Raw genomic sequence first — 18,839 nt, forward strand, 5'->3', positions numbered from 1 at the left:
CATTGAGTATGGGGATTGAATCTTCAATTTTGAATTTTGAATTTTGAATTGATTTCTCCTCTGCTCCAACTCATTACTCATTACTCATTACTCCTCTGCTCCCCTGCCTCCCCTGCTCCCCTGCCTCACTTCTCCTTAACGTGTGGCAAGATTGAAATCAGATCGCATCGCACTTAACTAGGCAAACAAGATGCTAGGAAACACACTTGTAGGAAGATACCAAATTATTAGTAACTTGGGAGGTGGGGGTTTTGGTGAAACTTTTGTGGCTTGTGATACCCAATTACCTGGTTCACCTCTATGTGTTGTGAAAAAACTCAAACCCCAGGCAAGCGATCCGGTAACTTTGGAAACAGCTAGGCGTTTATTTGATACGGAAGCACAAGTTCTGTATAAATTAGGAACTCACGATCGCATTCCCCAACTTTTAGCTTACTTTGAGGAAAATGCCGAATTCTATCTTGTACAGGAATTGATCGAAGGTCATGACCTGAGTAAAGAATTAACATCAGATAAAATCCTCAGTCAAGAAGAAGTCATTTCACTTTTACAAGAACTTTTGACAATCTTAGAATTTGTCCATCAACAGAATGTAATTCATCGTGATGTCAATCCTCACAATATTCTTAGACGCCAACCAGATGGCAAACTAATTTTAATTGATTTTGGTGCAGTTAAACAAATTGCGACTCAAGTTATTACTCCCCAAGGTCAAACTCTTGCAACAGTAGCTATCGGTACGCCGGGATATATTCCTAGCGAACAAGCTCATGGTACGCCAAAATTAAGCAGTGATATCTATGCTGCGGGAATAATTGCTATTCAAGCTCTCACTGGATTATCACCAGAGGAAATAGTAAAAGATGCTGAGACTAATGAAATTATCTGGCACGATAAAGCCACGGTAACACCAGAATTTGCTCAATTCTTAGATAGAATGGTGTGCTACGACTTTCGGCAACGCTATCCTTCGGCAACGGTGGCATTACAAGCGCTGAAGGAGGTAACACGACCATCTGTTCAAACAATAGCGTTAACTCCTTCTCCACCAAAAAATATCAACAAACCTGAACCAAAAAAAGGTATTTTAGGTAAAATTTTACTAACAATATTTTTCTTTGCTGTTGGGGTAATAGCATCAATATTTATTTGGCATTACATTAATTCAAATAATGCTATAGAGTTATCTAAACAAGGAAATACGTTTTTTGATTTACAACGCTATCAAGACGCGCTAGAAGTATATGAAAAAGCCGTTAATCTTAGACCAGATTATGCTCAAGCTTGGAATGGTCAAGGCAAAACACTAAATAAATTAAGAAAATACAAAGACGCATTAGTGGCGTATGATAAAGCAATTCAAATTCAGCCAGATTATTTAGATGCTTGGATTGGACGTGGTACTGTATTGGGAAATTTACAGCGATATCAAGAAGCGATCGCCTCTTTTGACAAAGCCTTAGAATTAAAGAATGACAACTCAGAAGTCTGGAATGCTAGGGGTGAAGCTTTCAGCAATTTAAACCAATATGACCAGGCAATTAAGTCTTATGAAAAGGCAATTGAACTCAAACCAGATAATTACGAAGCTTGGTATAAAAAAGGATTAGCTTTGCAGAATTCTAGGCAATATGAAGAAGCGATCGCCGCTTATCAAAAAGTCGTAGATTTAAAACCAGATTACGAGCAAGCCTGGTATAATTTGGGGAATGCACTAGTCAATTTAAAACGCTATCAAGATGCATTTACAGCTTATGATAAATCGGTGCAATATCAGCCAGATTATTACCAAGCTTGGTTATCTAGAGGTAATATACTGCTGAATTTACGACGTTATCCAGACGCGATTGAATCTTTTAATCAAGTAATTAAATACAGTCCTAAAAACTATCAAGCATGGTATAATTTGGGATGGTCGCTGCATCAAAACCAACGCTATGAAGAAGCAATAAAAGCTTATAATAAAGCGGCAACAATTAAGCAAAATGACTATCAACTCTGGTATAATTTGGGAAATTCACAATACATATTGCAGAAATACGAAGATGCGATCGCGTCTTATAATAAGGCAGTTCGTTATAAACCAGACCATTCCGAAAGCTGGTATAGTAGAGGCAATGCTCTATTAAATTTGAAACGGTTTCAAGATGCGATCGCTTCTTACGATCGAGCAATAAAATACAACCCTAACTACCAACAAGCAATAGAGGGCCGCAATCAAGCCCAAATTCAACTGCAAGGCGAAAAAACAAAGCCTGTACCTGTAATTGTACCAACTCTTCCATTTCCTAATTCCCCCAATCCACCGCAGACGACACCTTAAACTCAACCTGGGTTTTCATCAAGGGAGATATCCTAATAGGAGTTAAAAAGAATGGAGAGACGTAGCAGTGCTACATCTCTCCAAGGATCGTGGATAATAGATATTTAATTTCACCAGATGTTTAATCAATCCTGCGACTAGGTAACTTAGTCCCGCACCTCTGACAAAACCCAGCATTTACATCATGGAAAGCTAAACCACAACCCGAACAAACTATTTCTACCTGATTAGCAGTTTTCACTACTTGCTTAATTAAATCCCCCACTTGCCAAGGAATCAATGCAATTCCGGTAAAAATCATCAATACTGTTAGCAAACGTCCTGATTCCGAAATTGGAATAACGTCACCAAATCCTACAGTTGTCATTGTGACAACAGAGAAGTAAAATGCATCCAAAAATGTACCGTAATTTTCAGGATTAACCGGATGCTCGACTTGATAAATTAAGCCAGAATAAATAAAAACAATTGCAAATAATGTAAATAATATTCGCGCAAAAATCATCCCATCTTCACTGCTGATACTAGCGAATAAAAACTTTCTATCTATAAATCTAATTAATCGTAAAATCCGAAACCATCGTAATAGTCGGATAAAGCTAATATCTACCATACCGAGAAAAAATGGCAGAATCGCCATTAAGTCAATAATCGAATAAAAGCTAAAAATATACTTAATTTTGTTTTCCGCACTCCACAGGCGAAGCAAATATTCCACAGCGAAGATGATGACGATCGCAGTATCAGCTACATTTAACTGAAACCGCATATCATCAGGAATATTATATGTTTCTGCCACAAAAATTCCTGATGATATTAGCACCAAAGAGGCAAGGGTTAAATTAATTGCTTTACCTATTGGTGTTTCTAGGTCTTCTAAGTAAAACTCTGTTTCTTGTCTGCTCAGTAACATATTCGACCATTAAAACATCTTAATTCCCAGTTATAACATTAGAAATACGATATGATTAACCATTATCCTTATGTTAACCTCAGCTTATATGAACCCAGAATCTTTTATGCGTTTAGCATTGGCAGAAGCAAAAAAAGGCGATGCACCCTACGGTGCAGTGATTGTTAAAGATAACGAAATCGTTGCCATAGCTCATAATACTGTAAAGAGAGACAACGATCCATCAGCCCATGCAGAAATCAATGCTATTCGTAATTTAACAGCTAAACTGAAAAACCCCTCTTTAGAAGGTTATAGCATATATACAACTGGCGAACCTTGTCCGATGTGTGCAACAGCTTGTGTTTGGAGTGGTTTATCAGAAATTATATATGGTGCTTCAATTCAAGATTTAATTACTGTAAATCAATCACAAATTAATATATCTTGCGAAGAGGTAATCGATAAGTCATCTCAGAAAATCAAAGTCACAAAATACATTTTAAAAAATGAATGTTTGGAATTATTTAAATAATTTGAATTTAGATTCCTGACTTATTTAAAGTCGGGAATCTACGAGTTGCAATTTTCAACACTAAAATAGAACTACTATAGAGCTTAAAATTACGAATTACGAATTACGAATTACGAATTACGAATTACGAATTATTTAACTAGGTTCATTCAAATACGATAAATATGTATTTGCCCAAATCGCTGCTTGAGTGCGATCGCGCAGATTCAACCTGTTTAAAATATTCGTAACATGATTTTTCACCGTCCCCTCAGAAATGTAGAGTCCCTGAGCAATTTCTCGGTTACTAGCGCCTGTAGCAATTAACCGTAAAACCTCTTTTTCTCTAGGGGTAAGTTCAGTTAAATTAGATGGTACAGGCGGCGAATGAGTTGGTGCAACAGGAGAAAATTGAGTCAACAGCTTTTTAACTATACCTGGGCCTAAGTGAGTATATCCTTTATGAACGGCACGAATAGCAACAGCTAATTCTTCTGATGGTGTATCTTTCAATAAATAACCCATAGCTCCATTCTTTAAAGCTGCTGACACATATTCATCATCATCAAAAGTCGTTAGTACTAAAATCTTAGTTTTAGCAAAACGTTTTTGAATCTCCTTTGTGGCTGCAACTCCATCCATAATCGGCATTCTGATATCTAGCAATATGACATCTGGCTGAAATTCTGCAACTAAATTAATCGCTTGTTCGCCGTTTTCTGCTTCTCCAACTATTTCTAAATCTGGTTCTAATTCCAATAACGCTCTTAATCCTTGGCGAATTAAACTTTGGTCATCTACCAGCAAGACTTTAATCATTATGTTAACCTTGTTAATGGAATATTAACTGTAATTTTGCAGCCAGAGCCAAGAGCGCTATTAATATTAAACTGACCCCCAAGTGCTAAAGTGCGATCGCGCATACTATGAAGTCCAAAACCAGTTGTATTTTGCCCGACATCAAAACCTTTACCATTATCTTGAATTATCAATTGCAAATTGCCTTTAGTCGTAGTGAGTTCCAATTTTACCTCTGTGGCATACGCATATTTAGATATATTAGTTAAAGATTCTTGAGTAATCCGGTAAATCGCAGTATTTATTTCAGGTGGTAGAGAATATTCCAGGTTTATTTTATATATTGGTAATATCCCATTAAAGCGATAAAAATTTTCTGAAAGACTAGCGATCGCATCTTCTAAAGATTGTTCTTGTAATGGATTAGAACGCATAGTAGAAACAGACTGACGAACATCTTTTAGCGCTTTTGAACCTAATTCCTTTGCAGTTGCAAGAAATGTTTCAGCCTTACCTGGATTAGATTGCCATAGTTTTAAAGCAGTTTCTAATTGCAGATTTAAAGCAGTTAGAGAATGTCCTAATGAATCATGAATTTCACGAGCAATGCGGTTACGTTCTTCTAAGGTAGCTTGATTTTCAATTTGCATGGCATATTGACGGAGTTTGTCGTTAGCAAGAGCTAGCTTTTCTCGACTTTGCCGTTCAGACAAAACTGCATTCATCATCAACAACACAAAAACCAAACTTAAGCCAAATACTAACGACGAATTCAAAATCAAAAATCGATATCGCTCTTGTGCCTGCGGCGATGCTTGAAAATTGAATAATTGATATTTTAGTTGTGTAGTAACTAAAAATAAAGCAAATGACAAACTTGTAACAAATAAGCGCCCATTTAACTGAAAAATCAGACAACTACGAGTCACTAAAATTATATATAGAAAAGGAAAAAGCCGAGCAAATCTTTCCCCAAAAAGTCCAATGATTAAAATTAATAAAATTTCAATGACTGTATATATTACCTTAGTTGTCTGATTCTTTCTGGGTAATGTTAAGCCCATTGCCGCAAAAATAATCAGACTATAAATTGATAGTTCTGGCAATATACTACAAACTGACAAGTCTGGAAATGCACCACAAATTGATAGCTCTAGAGGCTTGGGACGAAATCGCCGTAACGGAGGTGGTATAACAGCTGTCAATGCGGTGATTGCCAGTAATGTCCACTCCAGATAAAGCAGAGACGGAAAAGGATGTTTCTTAATTTCAATTGGACGACTCATTAGTCGCGTTGCTCCAGTTAGAAGTGATGAGTTATGAGTTAGAAGTTAGGAATTAGAAGTGAATAATTCCGAAGATTTTAGCAGATGCTTTCACCGCATAATTTGTTCCTTGATTGAGAAATTAAAAGCAAATTCAAAGAACAAATCCGTTAGGTAATCAGCTAAATAATGACTGATAAAATCATCATAATCAAAATTTTCATAATTTATAACTCCTAACTCCTAACTTCTACCTCTTAACTATCTCTTGTCAATCATGACTAAAGTCATGGGTAAAACCATGACTTTCTCCTCATGTAACTGCTGAAGATAAGTTCTTATGATGGTGGCATCCAACCAGGAAAAACCCACCAGATAAGTAATGAAACTCAAAGCATTATCGCTAGTTGCTTCCGCGATCGCTCTCACTTTAACTGCAACCTCCTTTGCTGTTCACGCTCAAACAGCCTCTCCTTCACCTTTGTTACTGGCACAAACTCCACAAAAAGAAAGAGGGCCTTGGAAAGAGTTGGGTCTAACAGATACCCAAAAAGCCCAAATTCAGACGATTCGTCGCGATAGCCGCGCCAAATTTGAAGCAGTTTTGACCCCAGAACAAAAAGCAAAATTAGAGGCAGCGAAACAAGCACGGCGAGCTGAATGGCAAGCGCGTAAAGCTCAAGGGCAAACAGATCAACGGCAACCCGGTCAACGTCGAGGAAAGGGTGGTTTTGCTGACTTAAATCTAACTGAAGCCCAAAAAACCCAAATGCGACAAATCCGCGAGTCTGAGAAACAACAGATTCAAGCAGTCTTAACCGCAGAACAGCGTCAAAAATTAGAGCAATTCCGTCAAAATGCTCCTTCACGCCGTCAACAAGGCAATCCTCAATAATCATCTTTCAAAAAATAATAATTCTGGGGTGGGCAGTACTCGCCCATCTCAATCCCAAAATAGATTATATAGACTTCTTGCAGAAGATGCGGAAAGGGGAAAAACTTCATCCCCTTTCCCTTTCCCTATTTATTCCCCTGCTTAATTTAGTAGACTTTCAAGCTAGTTTTGAGTTATGAGTTAATCAAAACTCCGCTTGATTAAAATGTCAAAAGAATTCGCAATTGGTAGTAAAGTCCGTGTTGTGGCGCTACCAGCTTATGTCAAAACTGCTGAACCTATGCCCATGCTACGCCCCCCTAATGTAATTCACATGGGCGAAGAAGGTATAGTCATTGACCGCAGACCCGGTGGATATTGGGGGATTCGCTTTGCTAGGGGTGTCTTTCTCCTAGATAGTCAATATATCGAAAGTACAGATACCCCTGCCGAATCTCACTTAGAATAAGATTTCTCGCAACCAAGAATTGTAAACTTGTGTAAAGTTGTGATTCTGGTTTACACCATGATTTCCCGCCGTACTTTTTTAAGCATATTATTTGCCAGCTGTATTTCTATCATCAGCTGGCTGAATTTTACCCCTGCTGCTGATGCTATGGGTGGTAAACTTCCGGCAATTAATCAACCCGCACCTGAGTTTACTTTGCCAACCAACACAGGTGATGGCAAAATTTCCCTCTCTGACTTGCGCGGTAAATGGCTAGTCCTGTATTTTTATCCTAAAGACTTTACCTCTGGTTGTACTATAGAGGCTCGTCGTTTTCAGCAAGACTTAGCCCAATACCTCGAAAAAAATGCTCAGATAATTGGCGTTAGTGTTGATGACATTGATTCCCACGCCAAATTTTGTGATTCAGAAGGACTAAAATTTCCCCTGTTGGCTGACACTGATGGTTCAGTGAGCAAAGCTTACGGTTCGTGGCTCGGCTTTTTATCTATGCGCCACAGTTTCATCATCGATCCTCAAGGCGTCTTGCGCGAGACTTTTGTCAAAGTCAACCCAACTATTCACAGTTCAGAAGTGCTGGCACGACTAGAACAATTACAGTCCACAGCTTCTTAAATGAGTAGCCTAAGTTAGGGATTTGTCTCCTTGGCTTAGGCTAACAATAATCAAGCGGTTAATTCAAAATTAGCTATTGGAAGAACTTGCATACATCTAAATTCTCCCCCTTAAAGGCTATTCATTACTTGGATCTTTCTTAAAATTTGTCAGAGCGATCGCTAAAGAAATAGAGTGATACCAATTCAAAATTCAAAATTCAAAATTCAAAATTAAGAAAGCCAGACATCACAAAGGTATGTCCGTATGTATCTGTCGCATTCTTTTTTCAAATTGGTGTGATTATTTTTTATTTCCTTCGGGCACAATAAAACCATATTTTTTGAGTACAGTTTTGACTTCACCGCCAGATAGAAACTGAACAAATTCTTTGGCAGCAGAAGGATTTTTACTGCTTTTAATTATTGCTACCGGATAGACAATTGGGGAATGAAATTTATCATCAGCAGCAACTGCGACTTTTACCTTGTTGGAAATTTTGGCATCAGTGGCATAAACTAAACCCGCTTCGGCGTTACCACTTTCTACTGCTGCTAAAACTTGACGCACATTGTTAGCAAAGACCAATTTCGACTTGAGGCGATCGTAAAGTTTCAATTTCTTCAAAACTTGCTCGCCATATTGACCGGCGGGTACGCTTCTGGGTTCACCGATCGCAATTTTTTTAATCTTACTATCTGTTAAATTGTAGAAGCTATTGATGCCAACAACATCCTGAGCCACAATCAAAACTAGACGGTTATTTGCTAGGTTAGTACGACTACCTGGTAGCAACAGTCCTTTTTGTTCCAAGGCATCCACTTGCTTTTTGCCAGCAGAAATAAAGATATCCGCTGGCGCACCTTGCTCAATTTGTTGCTGCAAAGCACCAGAAGCCCCAAAGTTATAATTAATATTGATATTTGATTTACTTTGTTGGTATAAAGGCTTAATTTCTTCCAGCGCCTCTTTTAAGCTGGCAGCTGCGGACACGAGTATGTTTGTGTTCGACTGTGCTATTACAGGAGAAGGAGTAAACAACGGTAAACCAATTGCTAGCAGCAAGCCAGCGATCGCTATACCCAAAAAGCCAAAAATTTGTCTTCTTTTCATAGAAAAGGCGTTTGAAGGGTTTCTTCCATAAAATTGATGTTAGGTAAAATAGTACCAAAGATACCAATATATAACCAACTATATCGGTAAAAATCTGCTTAGAAAAGCTTCAGTAGGTATGGGCTACGAAGAGCGTAGCCCTTGTTTACCGCTCTGTAGCTTATGAAAGTGCTGATACTGCTTCTAGTTTCTCAGCTTTGTTCTTCAATACAGTTGGTAGTTCGCTGTTGAACGCCTCACCTTCAACCACTTGCGATCGGAAACCATCGGGCCCAACTGGAACATCGCCCGTGATCGTGGTGCGATAGAGAACGCGCTCGACTTCCAGGTGATCCAAGTCTTGAGGGGCCAGATGGGAGGTGGCGCGGTTATCCCAGAATGCAATGTCACCGTTATTCCAGCGGAAGCGGGTGGTGTAGGCGGGCTTGGTAATCTGGTTGAAGAACAACTCAAGCAGCAAGTCGCTTTCTTGTCGTGATACGTCGAGAATGTGCGAGGTGAAGCCAGGGTTGACGTACAATGCGCGTTCACCAGTTTCAGGATGAACCCTTACTACTGGATGGATTGAAACCAAGGGATTGGCTACGATGCGCTGGGCAATCTTGCTGTTGCTGGGCAAATTCAAACGCGCATTGAAACGATGTTCGGCCTTTAATGTGTCTGCTAATGCCCGTAGGGGTGCTGACAGACCCTCATAGGCTGCAACTAAATTTGTCCATTGTGTGTCACCACCGAAGCTAGGGACATTAACCGCACGCAAAATTGATGCCGCAGGTGGGTTGACAACTGCTGTAACATCGGTGTGCCAACGGCTCTCATAGCTGGAACGACGCAGACCATTGCGCCGCTCGTAACGGCTACGGTCAATGGGCAAGATTTCTGAGAAGCCTTCAATCGGCTCGTCTTCGTGGGGATGTGCGTAAGTCACTTCGCCAAAACGAGCCGTGAATGCAATCTGTGCCGCATGATCGATGTTTTGACCGCGAAAGAACACGACTTTCCATTTCAATAGTGCTTGACGAATTTCTTTGACTGCATCATCGTGCAAAGGACGTGACAAGTCTACGCCGCTGATTTCGGCACCGATGAAACCTGCTATCTGTTTGACTTCAATGTGTTTGTTGCTCATCTCAATTCTCCATAGTTTGATTGATCGGGCGGTGTTCGCACTCGTCCGTTTACTTGAGATATGTTGCTTGCGCTTAATGGCTACATACCAAAGGAAGCGATCGCAATTTTAACATATTACTATAAATTGATCGACTTATCGTAGTATATACTTACCGTATTTTAGACTGCTGTAACAATGGTCGATTTAGTCCGGTAAAGGGTAAGTAAAAATTCGGAACACAGATATTAAAAAGCTTCTCAGAAATCAGTAAGTCGGGGTTAATAATTAATATTTATATTTCTTCATATACATTGCTTTTTTTCTCGCCGACTTAAGCTGTGCCACAAATAAACTTGCATAATTAGGGCGGGCAGGATGCACACCTCACAAGAGTGATATAAATTTTAGATATGCAAACTAGATGTGGTTTAGCTTACTTAGTGTCTCTATGTTATTTGCTACTCACAGGTGTACTTGTAGTTATTTCATATAAAGTTTATTAAATCTTTTTATTTTTCACACAAGTATTTGATTTCTTGATTAATTTATACTGTAGGATGACAAAGAAACAATTATTATAATTACGTGTTGTAAAAAACTGCAAAATCAATATTTAAATAATTATATGAAGTAAAAAAGTTTTAATTAAAATGTTTATAGACAATTTGATACGTAAGAATTCAGAAGGACTAAATAGTTAAAGAATCAGGAAAACATTTGATGACTAAATATACCAATTATTCTAGATTCATGATAAATTCTGGCTCCTGACCGGAGGCGGAGCATCTCCGGCTCCGCTCCTGGGTGCTGAATTCTTACTTTGATACTGGTTAATAAAAAATAAGACCTTGTATTTAATTCGTAAATTAGATAAATTTTAATGTTAATCTACTCTTGTATTCAGAGATACTAATTTGCTTTTTTCATTAAAACAGGCTAATAAAAAATTATCAGTTGATTTTTTACCAAGGTTGATTAAGACCTTGAGGAGATCGAAAACTACATGAAAAAGGAATTACCACAAAAGAAAACGCAGATATCACATAAATGGACTATTTCTAAATATTGGTTACGTTTTTTAATTATAATTTTATTAGTAATAGGTGTATTTTTTCGCTTCGTTAATATTGATAAAAAAATTTATTGGGGTGATGAAGTTTTATCCTCATTACGCATATCTGGCTATACGCAGTCAGAAATGAAGAAGCAATTAGGTAATGGTCGTTTGATTGGCATAGAAGATTTACATAAATACCAGTATCCTAATTCTGAAAAAAATGCAATTGATACAATTAAAGGAGTTATTGTAGAAGACTCCCAGATTTTGCCACTATACATCTTGATGACCCGGTTTTGGGTAGAGTACTTTGGCAATTCGATAGCAGCGATCAGAAGTTTTTCGGCATTTATTAGTCTGCTTACCTTTCCTTGTCTTTATTGGCTATGTCAAGAATTATTTGAGTCTTCACTAGTAGGGTGGATAGCCATCGGGTTGGTAGCTGTTTCACCTATTCATATCGTGTATGCACAAGAAGCGCGATCGTATAGTTTAGCAATAGTAGCCATTTTAATATCGAGCGTAGCCCTGCTGCGAGCTATGCGCCTGAAAACAAATGTTAATTGGTTTATTTATGCAGCAACATTATCAATAGGGTTTTATACTCATCTATTTTTTACCTTGGTTGCTTTTGCACAAGGAATTTATGTAGTTACAATCGAACGCTTCCGATTGAGTAAAACATTAATTTCTTACCTGCTATCATCGCTTGCGGGTTTTATGACTTTTGTACCTTGGATTTGGATTATTATTACCAATCCTCAGCCAGAAGCAGTCACTTGGGCGAATATTAAACAAACAGTATTTATATCAGCTGCAAGGTGGGCTGGTATCTTTAGTCGTGCGTTTCTTGATTTAGGTATTAGTCCTAACGAGCCTGGAAAACTTAAGTTGTTCTTAATTCCTTTTATTTTGATTCTTTTATTTATAATCGGCTACTCAATCTATTTTTTATGTCGAAGAACCTCTAAAAAAGTTTGGTTATTTGTTTTAACCTTGATTGCATCAGTAGGGCTTCCCTTACTGATAATAGATTTCGTCTTTTTAAGACGATATGCTACTAGTCGATATACGCTTCCTTCTGTTTTAGGGATACAGTTAGCTGTTGCTTACCTATTTACCACTAAGATTACGTCTATTTCTACTAAAGCTTGGCAAAAAAAGTTTTGGTCACTTGTAGCATTTATGCTAGTTATAGGCGGGGTTGTATCTTGTATGGTTCACTCTCAACCGCAGATTTGGTGGAACCAATTCCCTGAAAAATACCAAGAATATCCTCACATTGCTCATATTATTAATCAAGCTAAGAAACCGCTTTTAATTAGTGATGAGGATAACATCATTCCACCACTACAAGTACTTAGTAACTTAATCGAGCCAAAAGTGCAATTCCAAATTGTAGGAAAAAATCAGTTACCAGAGATTACTAATGGCTTTAGTGACATATTTTTATTCTTGTTCGAGCCATCTGATTTCTTAAAAGCTGGAATTGAAAAAGTTTATAACTCAAAGTTACAGCAGGTAGACCACTTTCTCTGGAAAATAACAAAAGCTAATTAAACTAAGGATACGGGCACATCTACCGCTTGAGAGACTGCAAGTGGAAACTAAAAGCAGCTAGTTGGCATTTGAATCTCGCTTGGCGGTTAAAAATTAATATCAATTAGCCTGATAAGTTGCACAGTTAGAGCAAAAATATACTTTAATTAAACAAATAATTTAAGTATATACTTGTACTGCTGCCGCTTATGTCATCGCCCCTTGAGCGCCCGCTAAAAATTGAAATCAGACTGCCATCTTCCCATCCTCACTTATTGGAAGGACTGGATATATGGTTGCGTTTAGGTTTGATATCTGATGCCCAAGTCAGGCAGTTATGTAGAGAGTTTCTGGTGTGTGCGGTGGTGTTGCAACCCCAGGCTGAAGCTCACACAAAGGTAGTATTTGCAACTTCCGACCCCGTGCAGCAGTTGCCTGTAGCAGCTTTACAATCTAGTAGCGGTAAACAACCACAACAAAAACCAGCTAAACCCAACTTCATCGGCACAATGTTGCAGTCCTTGGGGGCAGAACTGAGTGTGCGTTGGCTACTTTTTCTAGGGGTTTTTTTGGTAGTTGTATCCTCTGGGGTACTGGCTGCTAGTCAATGGGCGAGGTTTCCGGCTGCTGGACAGTACGGGGTTTTATTTGCTTATACTTTGAGTTTTTGGGGATTAAGCTTTTGGGCAACTAGGCAAAATAACCTCAGATTGACGGCTCAGACATTGCTGATTGCCACTCTTTTGTTGGTGCCAGTGAATTTTTGGGCAATGGATAGCTTTAAATTGTGGCAAAATCCTGTGGATTGGATTGTAGTTGCGATCGCCTGTCCTACCCTGACTGCTATAACTGTTCTACTCTCCAAAAATCGAACTATTTTTACCAATTTACATACTGGCAAATTACCTCTGATAAATATTCTAGGGCTGAGTTATCTGCATTGGGGTTGGCAGTTTCCAGGATTTCCCTTAATTGCTGTTTATCTGGCAACGATCGCCACAACTATCATTACTGTTTATTACAATCTTTTCCAACAGCCTCGTACTGTCAGCGACGATCGCCGTAGGTTAAGTATTAGTTTACCTGCTGCTGTAATTATTTATTCTTTAATAGTATTGTTGGTGCGGGCAATTTTTGTTACCAAGGTAGATGTCGCACTGTTGGGGTTAGCTATTGGCATTTGCGGCTGGTTGATGACTTGGTTAGCAGAGCAGAGGAGCAGGGGAGCAGAGGAAGTAACATTAATATCCTCCTCGTCTCCCTTGTCCCCCTTGTCTCCCTTGTCTCCTTCATCCCTCTTACTCTGGGAAAGACTTGGGGGCGTTTTACTCTTTTTGGGTTGGGTGGTATCGGTAGTAAATTATCCTTGGCAAGCAATAGCTGTCAGTAGTTTGGGTTTGTGGTTTGTGGGGAGTCGCTTGTGGCGTTACAGTTTAAAGCGAGACTTTGCAGGGGCTTTTGTCATCGGCTTAGAGACGATTTTGCTAGGTTGGCGATTAGTACCTGATAACTTACAGAAATTAGCGATCGCCACTACTACCCAACTCACCAATTCTCAAAATGAACCTTGGGCGCTACTGGGTATAGTTTTATTTCCCTACGTAATTTTGATGGTGGCGCTTACAGATAATTTGTATCGCCGCCAAAAACGAGAATTAGCTAAATTTGGCGAACTGCTTACCCTGTTATTTGGAGCTTTTTTAACAACGATCGCTCTTGTAAATCCTCCATTGCGATCGCTAAATCTGCTATTTTCTACCGCCACTCTGGCATTTGTTACTCAACGCCGCTCCCCCTCATCCCTTCCCCTGGTATACCTAACTCATATCATGGGAGTGCTGACATTTTGCTTTACGATTAATTGGTTATTCCCCAGCCTGACTCAACAATGCTGGGCAAGTATTTTATTGGCTCTCATGGTTGCAGAATGGCGATTTAGCTTGCAGGAAGGACTATGGCAACGTAGCGCATGGGATATCGGTTTAGGATTAGCCGCAGCGAGTTTTTTCCTGTTGTGGATGAATTCAGAATCATCTTGGTATGGCATCACTGACGAGCGATCTGATTGGGGAGTTTTATGGCTAGTTACGCCTTTAGCTCTGACGGGTGTTGCCAATGCCGCAATTATAGAGCGACGGCTTACTAGCCGTTACTTGAGTGTCTTGGCTGTAATAATTGCCCAGTTACTAACTTTACAACTACCAGGAATCAGATTAATCGGTTTGGCTGTAGGTGCTGGATTGATGTTTGTAAATACCCGCTATTTGCGCAACCAAGTATCTGCGGTAATTACAAAAGGATTTGTTTTAAGTTTCATTGGCGTGCTGCTGTGGACGGGTGTACCTGGTTTACCTCGGCTAGCGGTAGCTGGTTGGTTTGTTGTCGGAGCGATCGCAACTCTCAGTCTATGGTTAGCGCGGACAGTTTTCAACCGACGCGGTAACGAATTAGCAGTTATCTATGCAGCCGCTAGCGATAAATGGGCGATCGCTTTATGCAGCATTGAATTATTCAGTTTGACGCTGCACTCAGTGTTGATTTACCAAGGGTTTACGACTTCAGGATTTCTGTTCTTAATTGCCACTGTAATTACCTTGGCAGCCATTGTTTATCGCAGTTGGCGCGAACCGACAAATTGGGCATTTTATGGTACTGGTTGGTGTTTGGAATTGTTGATTGCCCAAGGGTTAGGGTTGGGGGAACGTTCAATTGTGAGAATTGCAATTGCAAACATCGCCTTGGGTTTAATTACTCAACTTGTCGGCGAGTGGTGGCGGCGACAACATCAATTAGAAAGGTTTCCTAGCAGTCTGCATATTTTGCCATTAATTTATGGTGCATTTAGTGTATTGCTGCGTTTGAACACCTTCACCGAGTGGACAGGTTTGTATTCCTTGGGTGTAGCTTTAATTATTATTGGCGTAGGGCGACGGCACGAGAGCTTCAAACCCTTGCTGTATTTAGGAATCATTGGCGTATCAATTTCTGCTTATGAACTTTTGTTCTATCAAATGTCACAAGCTTCAGGAGGAGCATTAGGTGATGGATTAATTGCCATGTCTGCCCTTGGCGCGAGTATCATGTATGCTTACCGCATTTTATCGCCAAGGCTAGTCAGCTACTTACACCTAACTCCTCAAGAATTGAAAAGAATTGCTCATATTCACTGGGTTTGGAGTAGCTGTTTATTAATGGCTGCCATTCCTGTTCCCATTGCAGTTAACCGTTTGGTGGGATTGGGAACGGGAGTATTTTTGATTCGCTACGCCGTCTTTCAGGGACGAAATTCACCCACTTCCCCCAGGATCTTAGGAAGAATTACAATCGCCGAGATGTGGGTTTACCTTGGTTTATTAGAGGTAGCCGGGATGAGGATTTATTGGCGAGAGACAGCAGTAGGGCGATTTTGGGCTGGGCCATTAGTTCCTTGGAATGGTGCGATCGCTTGTGTGGTAGCCTACTTTTTGTACATCCTACCTTGGGAAAGTTGGGGTTGGTCTAAAAGACCTTGGCAACAAGCTGCATACATCACACCACTGATAATTTTATGGGAAACCAGACTGCAAACTTACCCCATAACCTTGATAATCGCAGCTGGATTTTACATCTTCTTAGCAAAAGTAGGTGAAAACATCCGTTTCACCTATATTAGTGTGGCGTTGATTGATTGGGCACTTTACCGTTGGTTTGATTCTTTACACCTGACTGATGCTTTATGGTATGTAGCACCAATTGGGTTATCGCTGCTTTATATTGCTCAAGTGGATACCCAACTGAAGCTACCAGAGTACAAAACATCTCGTCATCTTCTGAGAGTGCTAGGGAGTGGCTTAATTTGTGGGTGGGCAATTTTATTTAATCAAAATACAGCTTGGATTCCGGGTGTTTTTAGTCTCATCGCTATTTTTGCTGGATTAGCTTTACGAGTGCGCGCTTTTCTCTACATTGGTACAGCCACTTTTTTAATTACGACAATCTATCAATCGGTAATTTTCAGCTTGCAGTACTCCTTTTTAAAATGGGTTGTTGGCTTGTTAGTTGGCATTTTACTGATTTACATCGCCGCTAATTTTGAAACCCGTCGCGCTCAAATAACTTCCTTAATTCGTAGCGCTATCGATGAATTTCAATCATGGGAATAGTAGAGAATGGCACTACGAAAAGATATAGCCCTTGCCCTGACTGGTTAAGAGCCTAAAGGCTCTTAATCCATTCTGCGAGGCTCCGCCTCCAGTACCTTGACAAGAGGCAGCAACAAAGACGTAAAGTTTGATGCAGAACCCCTATATTACACTCAATATTGCACTTTTACTTTAGGTATTAAGCTGATCACCAATACCTCTAAGTTGTTTAGCTAGATTGCCGATGGTAGCTACACTGCTGTTTGTAATGGCGCTTGGAACAGCTTGCACTAATTGGATTAGGGGACTTAAAATCTCAAAAAACTTCTGGGCATCTTGAATTTTTGCAGCCGCTTTATCAAGAGAATCAGTAGCATTTTTTATTTCTTCGGCTGCTTTCTCCATCTCGGTGAAACGGTCATTAAGTTCTATACTATTAATCTTTTTAGCAAGGTTCAAAATTGTTTGACAGTCATTACTAATTGAAGTCAATTGACTAGGCTTAATTATTTCAGCTTTGCAAAGCTCTTTTGCTCTTTCGTGAAGAGTGGACTGTAGATCTATTATCTGCTTACTCAAGGACATAAACAATAACTCCCCTTTTTTAAATAATGAGTTGGCGATTGGAGACGATTAGATAAAACTTAGTTAGAAAGCCCGATCAACTTGCTCTACTAAAGGTTTAACTGAGGCGACGTATTCATTAAGAATTTTTTGAATACGTTTCATTTTTTCATCATCTATTTTCTTGAATGAAACTTTAGCATTCACCTGACATAATCTTTCAATATCTTGGGGTTTCACTCCTTCTTCAAATTCTTTTCTTAGTTTATTATGAGTTCCGACCGTATTCAAAAGAATTTGATTATAAGCCCTAGCTGCTTGTTCTTTCTCAGCCACTATTTCCAGAGATTTATTGTAGTCTGCTGTTAACCTGTCACCTACTGTAATTTGATCAACAAATAGTTGATAATTACTTTGATTAATTTTTGGAGCATCTAGCTTATTTAAAATAAGAAAATAATCTTCATAGTAATTATTAATTGCATCTGCTTCTATGCGTAAAGTTCCTTTAATATAGTTGTCTTCTACAATAAATGTTAAGCCTCCTGTCGCAGGTTCATAAAGATCAAAACCATTTTGATCGGTTGCTGGAACTGAATTACCAGTCACATATTTATGGATAGGCTCATTGGTACAAACAATCGCTTTTTGGAGAGCATTCCCTCGAATCTTTTTGGTCACTAAATCAGATAATACTTTGAGGATTTGACTGCCTCCCTCCACTACATTCGCATTTGGTTTTTCGCCGCGAATGGAGAAATCTTTGATACTTTGTCCTAAGTTCTCTATTGAGTTATCTAAAGATAAGTCTTTTCCGCTTGCTATAGCGCCTAGAGCCTCCATGTAGTTAATTAAAATACTTACTGCACTTTTGAACTTCTCAGAATCAGGTCGCTCAGTTGTTTCACAACTCTCTCGCAGAGTATTGCGAGTAGAGATCCCATTATTGGCAACTAAGTTGACATATCTAGTACGTCGTAAACAAGATTGATAAATATCTTCAGCAAAATCATTAGAAGCTTGTTCAACTATTTTTCTAGTCTTGCTAAAGTTTTCTACAGACTGAAAATTAGCTCCACAACTTGCTAACAAAACAGCGGCAGGAATAACGATACTGATTAAAGATTTTTTTTTGAACATTTTTACTTACCCTCGCACTATTGGGAAAATCGCTGTTATTTCCTTCTAAACTCCCCAATTAGTCAATTTAGGAATTTTGCGATCGCATTAGAGATTTTTTTCTAAACTCGATATCTTTCACTGGCAGCATCAAGTAATTTATCAACTGCATTGGCATATTCATTTCCTGCTTTGGCAAATTTTTTGTATTCATCAGTTGAGCGACACCCTGTTGTTAGCGTTGCAATTACTGTAAATACAACGACGGTTTGACAAAAAGCCTTTTTTATAAACTAATGATTGTTCGCGTTATTCTTAACTTTGGAGGTGAACGTTAATACCATAAGCTTACCGGAAGCAAAACACTGCTATTTGTGAATAGGAAAAAGCAAATTTGTTTGACATATGCATAAGAGGTTGTTTGAAAAGGGTCGTTTGAGATGATAATTAGTACATCTAGGCATCTGAATATAGGATTAAAACCTT

The 18,839-nt window shown here is 39.1% G+C and carries 15 protein-coding genes; 7 read left to right on the top strand and 8 right to left on the bottom strand.

The features are described from left to right. The first annotated feature begins 190 nt into the window (after positions 1–190). Positions 191–2,323 (top strand): tetratricopeptide repeat protein, encoded by a 2,133-nt coding sequence (locus tag RMY32_RS25880; RefSeq protein ID WP_322710773.1) that lies wholly within the window; start codon positions 191–193, stop codon positions 2,321–2,323. Between the two features lie 121 nt (positions 2,324–2,444). On the opposite strand, the gene RMY32_RS25885 is transcribed toward RMY32_RS25880, so the two are convergent. After that, the gene (locus RMY32_RS25885) at positions 2,445–3,236 is read right to left on the bottom strand and encodes an ion transporter (protein WP_322688305.1); all 792 of its coding nucleotides are present in this window, start codon (positions 3,234–3,236) and stop codon (positions 2,445–2,447) included. Positions 3,237–3,324: 88 nt separating this feature from the next. Here RMY32_RS25885 and RMY32_RS25890 point away from each other — a divergent pair, with 88 nt between their 5' ends. Then, positions 3,325–3,750: a nucleoside deaminase gene (locus RMY32_RS25890; protein WP_322710809.1), complete on the top strand. Its 426-nt coding sequence runs from the start codon at positions 3,325–3,327 to the stop codon at positions 3,748–3,750. Between the two features lie 135 nt (positions 3,751–3,885). On the opposite strand, the gene RMY32_RS25895 is transcribed toward RMY32_RS25890, so the two are convergent. Then, complete coding sequence (locus tag RMY32_RS25895) at positions 3,886–4,548, bottom strand: response regulator transcription factor (protein ID WP_322710774.1); 663 nt, start codon at positions 4,546–4,548, stop codon at positions 3,886–3,888. Beyond that, a complete protein-coding gene (locus RMY32_RS25900) occupies positions 4,548–5,813 on the bottom strand; it encodes a sensor histidine kinase (protein WP_322710775.1) in 1,266 nt (421 codons plus the stop codon). The genes RMY32_RS25895 and RMY32_RS25900 overlap by 1 nt, the downstream gene beginning before the upstream one ends. Before the next feature lie 361 nt (positions 5,814–6,174). Here RMY32_RS25900 and RMY32_RS25905 point away from each other — a divergent pair, with 361 nt between their 5' ends. The 3 genes from RMY32_RS25905 (at position 6,175) to RMY32_RS25915 (ending at position 7,750) form a co-directional block, all read left to right on the top strand. Continuing rightward, positions 6,175–6,687, top strand: coding sequence for a P pilus assembly/Cpx signaling pathway, periplasmic inhibitor/zinc-resistance associated protein (locus RMY32_RS25905; RefSeq protein ID WP_322710776.1), 513 nt, complete (start codon positions 6,175–6,177; stop codon positions 6,685–6,687). A 205-nt stretch (positions 6,688–6,892) separates the two neighbouring features. Further along, the gene (gene sipA, locus RMY32_RS25910; protein WP_322682666.1) at positions 6,893–7,135 is read left to right on the top strand and encodes a regulatory protein SipA; all 243 of its coding nucleotides are present in this window, start codon (positions 6,893–6,895) and stop codon (positions 7,133–7,135) included. Between the two features lie 57 nt (positions 7,136–7,192). Next, complete coding sequence (locus RMY32_RS25915) at positions 7,193–7,750, top strand: peroxiredoxin (protein WP_322710777.1); 558 nt, start codon at positions 7,193–7,195, stop codon at positions 7,748–7,750. A 282-nt stretch (positions 7,751–8,032) separates the two neighbouring features. On the opposite strand, the gene modA is transcribed toward RMY32_RS25915, so the two are convergent. Both modA and RMY32_RS25925 read right to left on the bottom strand, forming a co-directional pair. Beyond that, entirely contained in the window at positions 8,033–8,842 is an 810-nt protein-coding gene (modA, locus tag RMY32_RS25920) for a molybdate ABC transporter substrate-binding protein (protein ID WP_322710778.1), read from the bottom strand. 160 nt (positions 8,843–9,002) lie between these two features. Next, positions 9,003–9,971: a TauD/TfdA dioxygenase family protein gene (locus RMY32_RS25925; protein ID WP_322710779.1), complete on the bottom strand. Its 969-nt coding sequence runs from the start codon at positions 9,969–9,971 to the stop codon at positions 9,003–9,005. A 985-nt stretch (positions 9,972–10,956) separates the two neighbouring features. Here RMY32_RS25925 and RMY32_RS25930 point away from each other — a divergent pair. Beyond that, complete coding sequence (locus RMY32_RS25930; protein ID WP_322710780.1) at positions 10,957–12,570, top strand: glycosyltransferase family 39 protein; 1,614 nt, start codon at positions 10,957–10,959, stop codon at positions 12,568–12,570. Between the two features lie 188 nt (positions 12,571–12,758). Further along, positions 12,759–16,691, top strand: a complete 3,933-nt coding sequence (locus tag RMY32_RS25935; protein ID WP_322710781.1) for a DUF2157 domain-containing protein — start codon at positions 12,759–12,761, stop codon at positions 16,689–16,691. A 171-nt stretch (positions 16,692–16,862) separates the two neighbouring features. Here the strand turns inward: RMY32_RS25935 and RMY32_RS25940 are convergent, their stop codons facing one another. The 3 genes from RMY32_RS25940 to RMY32_RS25950 form a co-directional block, all read right to left on the bottom strand. Beyond that, positions 16,863–17,255 carry a hypothetical protein gene (locus RMY32_RS25940; protein WP_322710782.1) on the bottom strand — a complete coding sequence of 131 codons (393 nt, stop codon included), beginning with the start codon at positions 17,253–17,255 and terminating at the stop codon, positions 16,863–16,865. Positions 17,256–17,318: 63 nt separating this feature from the next. Then, positions 17,319–18,374 carry a hypothetical protein gene (locus tag RMY32_RS25945; protein WP_322710783.1) on the bottom strand — a complete coding sequence of 352 codons (1,056 nt, stop codon included), beginning with the start codon at positions 18,372–18,374 and terminating at the stop codon, positions 17,319–17,321. A gap of 67 nt (positions 18,375–18,441) precedes the next feature. Beyond that, positions 18,442–18,567 (bottom strand): hypothetical protein, encoded by a 126-nt coding sequence (locus RMY32_RS25950; protein WP_322710784.1) that lies wholly within the window; start codon positions 18,565–18,567, stop codon positions 18,442–18,444. Between the last annotated feature and the right edge of the window lie 272 nt (positions 18,568–18,839).

The organism is Nostoc sp. ChiSLP03a (assembly GCF_034531215.2).
Lineage (GTDB): Bacteria > Cyanobacteriota > Cyanobacteriia > Cyanobacteriales > Nostocaceae > Nostoc.